Source organism: Lachnospira sp. (assembly GCF_016290755.1).
GTDB classification, from domain to species: Bacteria; Bacillota; Clostridia; order Lachnospirales; family Lachnospiraceae; genus Lachnospira; species Lachnospira multipara.
This window is the reverse complement of record NZ_JAEEVD010000035.1, coordinates 16,041-28,179: the sequence shown is the minus strand read 5'-3', so window position 1 is coordinate 28,179 and position 12,139 is coordinate 16,041. Positions and strand designations below refer to the sequence as shown.

General features: G+C 34.7%; 12 protein-coding genes. All 12 read right to left on the bottom strand.

The window, feature by feature from the left end; genetic code table 11:
* Positions 1-133 precede the first annotated feature (133 nt).
* The 12 genes from QVA17_RS08965 to miaA all read right to left on the bottom strand — a co-directional run bounded on the left by QVA17_RS08965 (position 134) and on the right by miaA (position 12,138).
* On the bottom strand, positions 134-1,309 hold the full coding sequence (locus tag QVA17_RS08965) for an FtsW/RodA/SpoVE family cell cycle protein (protein WP_287388143.1): 1,176 nt from the start codon (positions 1,307-1,309) through the stop codon (positions 134-136).
* A gap of 11 nt (positions 1,310-1,320) precedes the next feature.
* Positions 1,321-1,605 (bottom strand): cell division topological specificity factor MinE, encoded by a 285-nt coding sequence (minE, locus tag QVA17_RS08960; protein ID WP_027430769.1) that lies wholly within the window; start codon positions 1,603-1,605, stop codon positions 1,321-1,323.
* Positions 1,606-1,638: 33 nt separating this feature from the next.
* Entirely contained in the window at positions 1,639-2,439 is an 801-nt protein-coding gene (gene minD / locus QVA17_RS08955) for a septum site-determining protein MinD (RefSeq protein ID WP_287388140.1), read from the bottom strand.
* Positions 2,440-2,591: 152 nt separating this feature from the next.
* On the bottom strand, positions 2,592-3,296 hold the full coding sequence (locus tag QVA17_RS08950; RefSeq protein WP_027430771.1) for a septum site-determining protein MinC: 705 nt from the start codon (positions 3,294-3,296) through the stop codon (positions 2,592-2,594).
* 225 nt (positions 3,297-3,521) lie between these two features.
* The gene (locus tag QVA17_RS08945) at positions 3,522-6,272 is read right to left on the bottom strand and encodes a penicillin-binding transpeptidase domain-containing protein (protein WP_287388138.1); all 2,751 of its coding nucleotides are present in this window, start codon (positions 6,270-6,272) and stop codon (positions 3,522-3,524) included.
* Positions 6,256-6,789, bottom strand: a complete 534-nt coding sequence (gene mreD / locus QVA17_RS08940; RefSeq protein WP_027430773.1) for a rod shape-determining protein MreD — start codon at positions 6,787-6,789, stop codon at positions 6,256-6,258. Before mreD ends, QVA17_RS08945 begins: the two co-directional genes overlap by 17 nt.
* Positions 6,790-6,850: 61 nt before the next feature.
* Complete coding sequence (gene mreC, locus QVA17_RS08935) at positions 6,851-7,699, bottom strand: rod shape-determining protein MreC (RefSeq protein ID WP_027430774.1); 849 nt, start codon at positions 7,697-7,699, stop codon at positions 6,851-6,853.
* A 26-nt stretch (positions 7,700-7,725) separates the two neighbouring features.
* Positions 7,726-8,739 (bottom strand): rod shape-determining protein, encoded by a 1,014-nt coding sequence (locus QVA17_RS08930; protein WP_287388133.1) that lies wholly within the window; start codon positions 8,737-8,739, stop codon positions 7,726-7,728.
* A 43-nt stretch (positions 8,740-8,782) separates the two neighbouring features.
* A complete protein-coding gene (gene radC, locus QVA17_RS08925) occupies positions 8,783-9,475 on the bottom strand; it encodes a RadC family protein (RefSeq protein WP_242969099.1) in 693 nt (230 codons plus the stop codon).
* Between the two features lie 26 nt (positions 9,476-9,501).
* Complete coding sequence (locus QVA17_RS08920) at positions 9,502-9,762, bottom strand: DUF4321 domain-containing protein (protein WP_103952007.1); 261 nt, start codon at positions 9,760-9,762, stop codon at positions 9,502-9,504.
* 116 nt (positions 9,763-9,878) lie between these two features.
* Positions 9,879-11,126 (bottom strand): methionine gamma-lyase family protein, encoded by a 1,248-nt coding sequence (locus tag QVA17_RS08915; RefSeq protein WP_027430778.1) that lies wholly within the window; start codon positions 11,124-11,126, stop codon positions 9,879-9,881.
* Positions 11,127-11,178: 52 nt separating this feature from the next.
* The gene (gene miaA / locus QVA17_RS08910) at positions 11,179-12,138 is read right to left on the bottom strand and encodes a tRNA (adenosine(37)-N6)-dimethylallyltransferase MiaA (RefSeq protein ID WP_103952006.1); all 960 of its coding nucleotides are present in this window, start codon (positions 12,136-12,138) and stop codon (positions 11,179-11,181) included.
* Position 12,139 lies beyond the last annotated feature (1 nt).

Here is a 12,139-nt window from a genome sequence, read left to right as displayed (position 1 = left end):
CATGAACGCAGTGGCACTTTGTGCCACCTGTCAGAAGGGGCTTTAACCCCTTCTGACACCAGTAAGCTTTATACCCCCGCTTAAAGCTTACGCTTTTGAAGCGGGGGATTGCTTACACTGCGTTCAATTAATATTAACCTTTAAAGTCTGGGGCAAATAAATCCTCGTCTCTTTCTACCTTAGTATGTAAGCCGATATTAAGTACTATACCCATTGATGTAAATACCGTAATAAGCGATGTAATACCACAACTAAAGAAAGGAAGTGGAATACCTGTATTAGGCAAAATCCAAGTAACAACACCTATATTAAAGAAGGACTGGAAACCTATATAGGCAGCTACACCGCAGCAAATCAGTCGCCCGGCAAAATTTTGCGCTTTCACAGCCGTTATTAGGCACTCTGCCACTATGGCAAAAATTAAGAATATAGTAAATGCCGAACCTACAAATCCAAGTTCCTCACCGATAACAGCAAAAATAAAGTCATTTTGTGCCTCGGCGATATAGCCTGCATTTTTTAAAGAAGAAGAATCATTATTATTTAAGCCCTTACCCGTTAGCTGACCCGAGCCAATAGCCTGAACAGCATAATACTGCTGATATGTATCATCATCAGAGCCATCATCCTCGTCATCATCGTCTGTTGAGTAGTTACTATCGATGAAAGTCATAATACGATTTCTTTGGTACTTCTTTAAAATTACCTGATTCTCATCAAGAATAATATAGGCAAGTAAGACCACAATTACTGGAATGACAACCATTAAGATCTTACCAATCATCTTATACTCAAGACCCGCACAGTAAATGATAACAACACAAATTACAAAGGTAAGAAGTGTTGTAGAAAGGTCAGGCTGAGCCAAAATAAGTAATAGCTGGAAACCTACTGTAACTGCTAAAACTCCTAAGAATTTAAATGTATTAAGTCTATCCTTATACATAGAAATCAACTTAGAAAGCACTAGAATTAAAATCAACTTAGTAAATTCTGAAGGCTGCACTGAAAATCCACCAAAAGAAATCCATCTTTGCGCACCCTTAGCGCTTGAACCAACAAGCTTTACAGCAAGTAAAAGGATTGTTGATATAGCATACCAAAGCCAATAATATTTTAATATCCAATTGTAATCAATAAATGATATTACTATCATCATAACAAAAGACAGAAGCATACCAACGCCCTGTCTTAATGTATATGCCGAATTCGCACTATTAACAATTAATATTGCGTAAACGCATGTTATTATAATTAAAGCTACAAGTCTGAAATTATAAGATCGAAGTTGATATTTTTTAAAAATCATAAATATACCTCTTATTTAACTTCTCTTGAGCCGCCTCTCATATCCTTAATTGGAATATTGGCAAATAAAGTTGGAACATTACCAGCATCGCCCTCAAGTGGTGTTGAAGTGATCTGAATATCCAAACCATCTGTATCAATATCCATATATTTAGATATAACTGCAATAATTTCGTTTTTGATTTTTTCCATTGTCTCTGGAGAACAGTTAGTTCTATCAGAAACTAATAAAAACTGTAATCTATCCTTAGCGACTTCAGAAGATCCTTTTTTCTTAAATAAATCTAATAAACTCATAATAATCCCTCCCACTATTATTTTATAAAGTAATTACTTCTTGAATGCTGAAACCAACTTCTTAAAGAAACCACTCTTATTAGTTAAATCAAGGAAAGGTACCTGTTCTCCTAAAATTCTCTTACAAATATTAAGATAAGCCTGACCAGGTAATGAATCATCACCTACAAGTGGCTGTCCCTTATTAGTTGCAACAACAATGCTCTCATCATCAGGAACTGCACCAATTAAATTAAGGTGTAAAATATCATTAACATCATCGATTGACATCATATCTCCATTTTTAACCATGTCAACTCTTATTCTGTTAACGATTAAGTCTTCCTTATTTCTTAAACCATTAGCATCTAATAATCCAACAATTCTATCAGCATCACGAATAGCAGAAATCTCAGGTGTTGTTACAACTAAAGCTCTATCTGCACCAACTATAGCATTCTTAAAGCCCTGTTCAATACCAGCAGGACAATCAAGAATAATATAATCGAAATTCTCTGGATCCTTCTTAATCTCATCTAACACCTTAAGCATCTGCTCAGGTGTTACAGCATCCTTATCTCTTGTCTGTGCTGTTGGTAAAAGGTAAAGATTAGGACATCTCTTATCACTAATCATAGCCTTTCTTGCGGATACGCTACCTTCAGCAACATCTACTAAATTATAAACAATTCTATTCTCCAAACCTAATACAACGTCAAGATTTCTAAGTCCTGTATCTGTATCAATCATAACAACTTTCTTGCCTAGCTTTGCAAGGCCTGTACCTACATTAGCAGTTGTAGTAGTTTTACCTACACCACCCTTACCTGATGTAACAACGATAACTTCGCTCATTTTATTATTTCCTCCCTAGAAAATTATTAAAAATTAATCTGTGTAACTTTTCACACGCCCCTCTAAAAGCTAAAATGTTCAATTAACCACAAACTTAACATATATAATTATGTATGAAAATCCGCTATTTTTCAAGCATTTTATCTATTTTTTTAAAGATTAATATCAGCTAAAACGTCCTGGGAAAAGTCCTCAATATAAATGTTATTATCATAAACATAAGCAATCTTTGGCTCTATTGTTGCCTCATCTTTTCTGAATCTTCTCTTAGGACTAGGTTCAGAATCCTGACTTCTAGCAATAATATCACCAATCTGAATCTGCATAGGCTTCATTTCAAGCGCATATACAAAAGCATTAGAATTATCATTACAACCAGCTGTAATATAACCCTTTAAACTACCAAGAATAACAACATTGTCACCTGCAATAACCTTACCGCCTGGATTAACATCCCCTAAAATGACGGCACTGCCTTCTGTCTCAAAAACCTGTCCGGAACGAAGTGTTCCCTTATAGAAATGACAAGGCTTATCAATAGAATTAAGTCTTGATGCAATCTGCGATTCCACAATTTCATCAATTTTATCTTCCATAACTCTTGTTTGGTTATTGTTGATGACACAAAGAATGTTTAAATCAGAAACCTTGTTAATAACTTCAATAAGTTCGTTTTCTTCTCTTGAACTAAGGTTTCTACCTTCAAATGTAAGTGCTAAATTAGCATCATTAAAGAACTTAGCAGAAGCCTCAAACTTCTCCTCAAGCTTCTTCTTTAATTCTAAAAATGCGCAGTCCTTATCTAGAACTACAGTGATACCCTTCTTTCCACCTTTAATAATTACTGAATTATCCAATGTCTCACCTCATAAATCATATTAGATCAAAACGATAACAAATGCGTCAAATCAAAGCAAAATAACTGTTATCAATAAATCCCCACAATTAAATATTATATTCTAAAAACCATTAAATAACCATAGATTTTTAAAATAATTAAGAAAAAAAATTATAAATTAGCCAGTTACCCAGCTAATTTATAATCTTTCAAAATTTCATATATTTTTATACTTTATTAGAGTTTACTCCACTCCATAGTAACACTTATAAATCTCAGCCGATAAAGCAATGGCATTAGATGAAGTATAACCATTTTGAATTGTAACTGCCACGCAAACCTCAGGATTATCATAAGGTGCGTAACTTATCATCTGAGCATGGTCAGGAGAAGTTGTCTTTTCCTGCGCTGTACCAGTTTTCGCAGCAATCTTTAGGTTAAGTGCATTAACCGCTGAATAAGTAGAACCGGCAAGCTGCATACCAGTATGAACTGCGTCCCAAATACTTGAATCAAGCTCAACCTGGTTGTTAACCTCTGCTGAATTGTCCTCGATTACATTTCCATCAGAATCTGTAATCTTATCAATTAAAGTTAAATTATAAACAGTACCAGATGTTGCAAGAGTTGTTACATAACGAGCAAGATTTAGAGTTGAATACTTATGAGTACCCTGTCCAATTGCAGATGCAATAGCATTAGTTGTTGAAGCCTGAGGTGTACCCTCTTCAATCTCAACACCCACCGTTGTTGAAAGACCTAGCATATCTGAGTAGTTTTGTAAAATGCTTGTGCCATAGGTACTGTTGTAAGATCCATTTTTCATAGCAAGCTGATAGCCTACATTATAGAAATAAACGTTACATGAATCTCTAATGGCCGTTGTTACTGTCTCAGTACCATGTCCTGAAGTTCTCCAACACTTAGGAGATGGAGTAACCAAATCAAAAGAACCAGAACAATAAAAGCCTGTTGATGATGAAATAATTCCTGTGCTAAGACCTGCTATAGCTGAACAAGGCTTATAAGTAGAACCTGGTGCTATAAAGGACTGTGTCGCTCTATTAAGAAGTGGACTAGCATTATCAGAAACCAACTGACTATAGTAAGTCGCATCAATAGAACCAGATAACTTGTTGTTATCATAACTTGGATAAGAAACCAAAGCTAGGATATCACCAGAGTTTGGATCTGCTACTACTGCTGAACCAGAACAAGGCTCAAGCGCTAACTCACCTGGTGTAATAATTTTATTAGTGATTACATAATTAATAAAGTCATAAGCACCCATGCTACCGTTTACAAGCTCTGTGTACTTTGAATTCTCAGCATTAGGATCAAGATAACCCTGCTCATATAAAAGAATGCAGAGCTGTGAACCTGAAACTGAGCCATCCTCTATAAGGTATTTGTAGATTTTCTTAAAAAATGAAGAATCTGTATCAAGTGCAGAAATGATATAGTCAACTAAAACATCGTAGGACTCCTGTAAAGAAGTATACTGCTCATCTGTAAGAGATGACATATCAATCCAGTTTTGAGAAATACCATATGTAAGGAGTGTCTGTAAACTTACAGTACTATCCGTACCTGTCCAGTTTGCATAAGTCTCATCTGATGTGTCTACATTTGAAGTATCAAAGATACCCTCAGTTTTAAGTAAGGTGTAAATGTACCAAATGTAAACCTGCTGTTCAGAAGTCAAAGAACTATAGCCTGTATTACCAGAAGCCAATTCCTCCTTAACCCAGTCAAGGACTTCACTCTTCTTAGCTAAGAAAGACTGATAAACGCTTTGAGCTACCGAACTATCTGAATTTGATATCTGACTTAAAGACAACAAATTGTTATCAATAAATGCATAATAAACCTCTTGTGCTGTAATATAAATATCTTTTACATCACCGTCAGAGTCATAAGTATATTTTGTAGAGCCAGATGTAAGGTGGCTTGCAAGAATTGTTACAAGCTCATCTTCAATATCGTCATAGATAGTCTTTTGAAGATTTACATCAATAGTCAAATATACATCGTAACCTGCTGTTGCCTCTTCCTCTGAAATAACCTCAGTAATTCGGCCAACAGTATCAACATAAACTGTCTGAGAACCCTTAGTACCAGCTAAAACGCTTTCCATAGAAGACTCAATACCAGACTTACCAACTACATCATTACTTTCATAAGAATCTCCAAGCTCTTCTAGCTCTGAAGAAGAAACCGTACCTGTGTAGCCAAGAATCTGTGACATATATTTTCCATAAGTGTATCTTCTAATATACTTCTCTTCTACTTGAACACCTACTAATTCTCCAGAATTTTCTAAAATAGCTGCCATAGTGGCGTCTGAAACTTCATTAGCAATTGTAAAAGATAAGTATCTATTATATGAATTAGCTGACATATAACGTCTTAAATTTACAATCATTAAAGCATGCTCAACTGAGTAGTCATCAAGAGAAACAGCGTATTTATCAAGATAATAATTAAATAATTCCTCTGCCGAAACGCCCCTTTGTTCATCAGTTAATTCTGCAATACTACTAACACCGTAGCTATCTCTAATAAATCTTAGAAGTGTAGTTGACTCAATATTATAAGAGTATGTGCCATTTTCATAAATGATTGGAAAATCGTTAGAATATGTATCACCATTCTCTTCAATAATATTTAAAGTCTTATCTATACTTTTATTAATTGTAGCATTTTTAACATCGTTACTAGAATATGTACCGCTATCACTAATTGTTACAGCATACGCTAAATCGTTATAAGCAAGCAATACACCATTCTTATCAAAAATTCTACCTCTAGTTGCAGTTACACTCATCTTCTTTTGAATGGAACTATTAAGATTAGTAGCATAACTTGATCCATTCATAATCTGTAAACTAAACAATCTGTTTACAAGAACACAAATTAAAATAATAAAGATTAAAACTATAGGAAAGATTCTTGATTTAATAATACTTAAAATATAATCAAATACTTCCTTCATCGAAATTCACGCCCCTTTTCTTTGTTTTAACAGTGTCTAGTTTGTCATTTATATAAGCTAATAATTTATACAAAATTAAAGTACAAAGGCAAGTATAAACCACTTCTGGTATTATAATTCGCGAAATGAAAAATCCAGCATTTAATCTATTATGTAACAAGAAGTTACCAATATAACATAAAAATTCATAGACAAAATCAAAAACCAAGACCATAGCCATTGGGATTAAGATTTCGTATTTTTCATATTTCTCATAGAAAAATCCTGCATAATAACCAATATAAACAAAGCACAAAGCAGTAAATCCAAATAAGCTAGAGAAATATAAATCATACATAACTCCAGCAAAGAATCCAACAAACATACCTTCGTTTCTTCCCTTTAAGAAACCAAAAATGATTGGTAAAATAATAAGAAAATTCGGTACTATATTTGCAACTGCGATTACTCTACCAACTGACACTTGTAATAAATAAAAAATAACTATTAATACAAGTTCACAAACTTTTCTTTTCATATGTCCACCTCATGCAAAATAGGGAAAGACTATAAAAGCCTTCCCCCTTTTAAAGTACAAATTAATCCGTAGTTGTTTTTAAATCAGTAATAACTAAAACTTCCTGTAAGTTATTAAAATCAACTGCAGGTATTAAATAACCTGACTGAGTTAGGTTATTTGAGTCAGCTGTTACATTTGTTGCATATCCAATTAATATACCTTGCAAATATTTATCGCTAACGTTTGATGTAACGATCTTATCGCCATCATTAACTGTAACATCACTTGCAAAATATCCAAGATGTACCATGCCAGAATCCATAAGTTCCACATCACCCTGAACTATACAAGTTTCGTTAGTATCAATAATCATGCCACTCACATAACTATTATCTTCAACAATAGTCTTTACAATAGCGTAATTAGATCCCACCTCAGTTACAATTCCAACTAAACCACCGCTAGCAACTACGTTCATATCTACTTGAATACCATCATCTGATCCCTTATCTATAGTAAGTGAAGAATACCAGTTATCTGATGAAATACCAATAACATTAGCACCTACTTTTGAATATTGAGAATACTGATTATCAAGTTCATAAAGTTCTCTTAGTCTGTCTAATTCATATGTCTCTTGCTTAAGTAAATTGTTCTCTTCTGTCAATGCATCAACTTGACTTTGTAATTCTTCATTCTTTTCCAAAACATCAGAAATTTCCTGTAGGTTATCAAGCTTATCAGAAACCCATAGTCCTAAATTGTTCATACCCTTTTGTAAAGGAACGACAACATAAGAAACTGCAGTCTGTAAAGGCTTTGTTAGGGAATCCGTAAAAAAGGAAGTTCCAATAAAGAATAAACAAATAACAGTTAAGCCAATAAGAATATATTTAGATGTAAGAAAAGATTCGAATTTCTTTCTCATATACCTTATTACCTCGTTTCTTATATTTACTCAAAAGTTCTATCCTGAGGAGTATAAGGAATCTTAGCAAAATCAGGATTTGTTACAACTCCCATAAGACCTCTAACAACAGATTCTGAAGGATTTTCTACTATTGTAACATTAAGATTTGTCTCGCTCTTAATGAAATCCTCTAAATTATTAATCATAGATGTACCACCTGTGAAGTATACGCCATCCTTAATAATATCAGCAGCAAGTTCTGGTGGAGTTCTCTCTAAGATAACTTTTATTGAATCCATAATTGAGTGAAGCGCATCAACAATAGCATCATAGATAACATCTGAAGAAATCTGAACGCTTACTGGAAGACCTGATAAAATGTTACGACCAAAGCCAGGAGCAAACTTCTCCTCTGTCTTAACCGCGCTACCAAGTTCCTTCTTTAAACCTTCAGCAGTCTTAGAACCAATTACTAAATTATAAGCCTTTCTTACTGCAGAAATAATGCACTCATCAAGCTTATTACCACCAATCTTAACTGACTTAGAAATTACAATACCACCAAGAGATAATACTGAAATTTCTGTTGTCTCAGCACCGATATTAACAACCATAACACCCTTTGACTTTGTAACATCAATACCTGCTCCGATTGCATCAGCTACTGGCTTGTCTACTACGAATACGTTCTTAGCCTTAACCTTAGACTCTACTACTAATTCATAGAAGGCTCTCTTCTCAACTTCTGTAACATCAGTTGGTACTGCTATATAAAATTCTGTATTACCAGTTTTCTTTTCCTTATTAATCTTCTCATAGAAACTATAAAGAAGTGTCTGCATATTCTCGATGTCAGCTATTACGCCAAACTTAACTGGGAAAGAAACCTCAATATTCTCAGGTGTCTTCTCATACATCTCGTATGCTTCATCACCAAAAGCTAATAATTCGTTCTTATTAGCGATGGCGATAATGTTCTTCTCATTAAGAATCTCGTTATCCTTAGTGCACATTTTAAAATTACTTGTTCCAATATCAATTCCATATACGTTAGACATGTCGTATTCCTTTCCTTTAGGTTTATAAAACCCTTTCCTTTAATTAAAAAATCCCAATTGCCTTGAGACTAACATAGGTATTGTCACCTATAACAATATGGTCAGTTAAATTAACTCCAAGAATTTTACCAGCCTCATAAATCTCTTTAGTCACATTAATGTCTGCCTTGCTAGGTGTAGGATCTCCACTTGGATGATTATGGATTAGCATAATCTGTACAGCCCCGCTTTTAAGTGCCTTAATGAAAATGTCTCTCGTATCTATTAAGGAACTATTAACCGTGCCAACTGTCAAGACCATATCTTTAATTAAACAGCACTTACTATCTAATAAAACAAGAATTAGATGCTCCTGCTGTAAATGTCTTAAATCCTGCATATAAAACTTAGCCACCGTCTCAGACCTAGAAAAATCCAACTTCTCATTGGCCTTTAACTTAGCTAGTCTCTTTGAAAGCTCTATTATAGATTTAATCTGAATAGCCTTAACTCTACCAATGCCCTTTATCTTAACTAAATCATCAATTTCAAGAGAAGCAAGGCCAACTAAGCCCTTATTTCCCGCTGTCTCATATAATAACTTAGCTAAGTCTAGCACCTTAATCTTACCAACTCCCGTTCGTAAAATCACTGCTAAAATCTCCACATCCGTTAAAGTCTCTATTCCATATCTTAAAGCCTTCTCATAAGGCATCAATTCAATGTCAATGCCCCCGTTGTTAAACATACTATTCATGTAATTAAATTACAGAATACCCCGTCTTAAATAACCTTAAAAACTATAATTGCAAGAATAATGCCAATAATACTTGCAACTGTCAGTTTAATCTGAAGAGCAATAGTAAAAATTATAACCCCTAAATCAATAGTAGTTAAATCTCCATCTACTGTTCCAATTGTTTGTCCGTAGCTTAGCCAAGAAATTCCAGGAACTCCTTTTGCAGCTTCAGCTACCAAACCGCCAAGTACTATCCCAATAATAATAAACAGTAACAATAACCAGCCATTTTTATACTTAGCCATTATATCCCCCTCTTTACAATAATTTTCTTGATTACAAAATCACTTAAAATTATAGCACAGAACTATTTTAGCATAAATAGGGGGATTTTCAAGCACAATACTAATTTAAAACTTATTTAAATGTTAAAAAGACCAGCCTTAAACATCTCATTGGCACTCATCATAATACCAAGTTTAGCATGATACCATGTTAAGCCACCCTGGAAAAATACAAGGTATGGTTCCTTTAGTGGACCATCTGCACTAAGCTCAATAGATGAGCCCTGTACGAAAGCGCCTGCAGCCATAATGACATCTGAATCATAACCTGGCATTGCCCATGGCTCTGGTGTTAAGAAGCTATCTACTGGAGCAGCCATCTGAATACCCTTACAGAAAGCAAGTAAGCCTTCCTTAGAACCAAGCTCTACATTCTGAATAATATCGTATCTATCTTCGCTTGCTGTCGGTCTACACTTAAAGCCTGCCTTCTCGTAAACATTTGCAGCAAAAATTGCACCTTTAAGAGCGCCTGCTACTACTGTTGGAGCAAGGAATAAGCCCTGATAGAAGCTTTGATTAAGAGTAAGGGAAGCACCAACTTCCTTACCAAGACCAGGACTAGTTAATCTGTAAGCTGCCTGCTCGATGCATTCCTTCTTACCAACGATATAACCGCCACAAGGTGCAAGACCGCCGCCTGGGTTCTTAATTAAAGAACCAACGCACATATCAGCTCCAACCTCAGTTGGCTCAATCTCTTCTACAAATTCACCATAACAGTTATCTACCATACAAATAACTTCTGGCTTAATAGACTTAATAAAGCTAATAAGCTCGCCGATTTGCTCAACAGATAATGTAGGTCTTGTAGCATAGCCCTTTGAACGCTGAATTGTAACTAACTTAGTCTTTTCATTAATTGCGGCCTTAATTCCATCAAAATCAAAACTACCATCCTCAAGTAAATCCACCTGTCTATAGCTAATGCCGTATTCAGCAAGACTTCCCTTAGACTCTCTAATACCAATGATTTCATCCATAGTATCATAAGGCTTTCCAACAGGTGATAAAAGCTCATCTCCTGGACGAAGCTGGGAAGCAAGTGCTACATTTAAGGCATGTGTACCGCAAGTAATCTGTGGTCTTACAAGAGCATCTTCTGCTTTGAAAATGTCAGCATAAATCTCCTCTAATGTATCTCTACCTAAGTCATTATAGCCATAACCTGTTGTTCCAGATAAATGTGCCTCTGAAACCTTTGCCTTTTGCATAGCGCTAATAACCTTTAACTGGTTAAATTCTGCAACCTTATCGATTTTCTCAAATCTAGCTTTTAAATCATTCTCTACACTTTCGCAAAAGTCATAGACCTTTGGGTCGATGTTAAATTCATTACAATATGCTAATTTCACGATATTCCTCCAACTAATGCTTTTAAATTAATTCTCTATTCTTAATTTCAAGCATCATAAAATCAATTATTCTACTAAAGTCGTAATCAAGCTTTCCAATATCTACCCAAAGACAGTCCTTCTCTCGTCTAAACCAAGTAAGCTGTCTCTTTGCAAACCTTCTTGTATCACGCTTGATTATTTCCTTAGCTTCCTCCAAAGAATACTTGCCATCTAAATAGTCAAGAATCTCTTTGTAACCTATGCCCTGCATAGACACAAGGTCTTTAGTGTACCCCATTTTAGCTAATTTTTCAACTTCACTAACAAGGCCATCTAAAAACATCTTGTCCACTCTTTTATCAATTCTTTCATAAAGAGCATCTCTATCATCATTTAATACGAAGTAAACATAATTAAAAGGAGAAGTCCTCTGCTTTTGAGTCTCATTATGCTTAGAGAAAAGCTCCCCTGTCTGATGAAAATATTCCAAAGCCCTAGCAACTCTCTTTACATTATTAGCATGTATACTAGCCGCAGACTCTTTATCCACCTCATCTAACTTAGCGTGTAGAGCTTCATTTCCATAAGTCTTAGCATATTCATATAAAGAGTTTCTATACTCGCTATTATCATCCTCAGTCTTTGTAAATTCCACATCATATAAAAGAGCCTGCACATAAAAGCCAGTACCACCAACTACAATAGGAATCTTTCCTTCATGTCTGATTTCTTCAATGGCCTTTAAAGCCATTTCCTTAAAAACCATAACATTAAACTCATCCTTAGGATCAAGACAGTCAATTAAGTAATGCTTAACTCCCTCCATCTCTTCCTTTGTAATCTTTGCAGTACCAATATCCATGCCCTTATAAACCTGCATAGAATCAGCACTAATAATAGAACCGTTAATGGCCTTTGCAAGCTTTATAGAACTAGAAGTTTTACCAACCGCTGTTGGTCCAGATATAATTATTAAAGGTTGTTTGTCTTTATTTTCCATA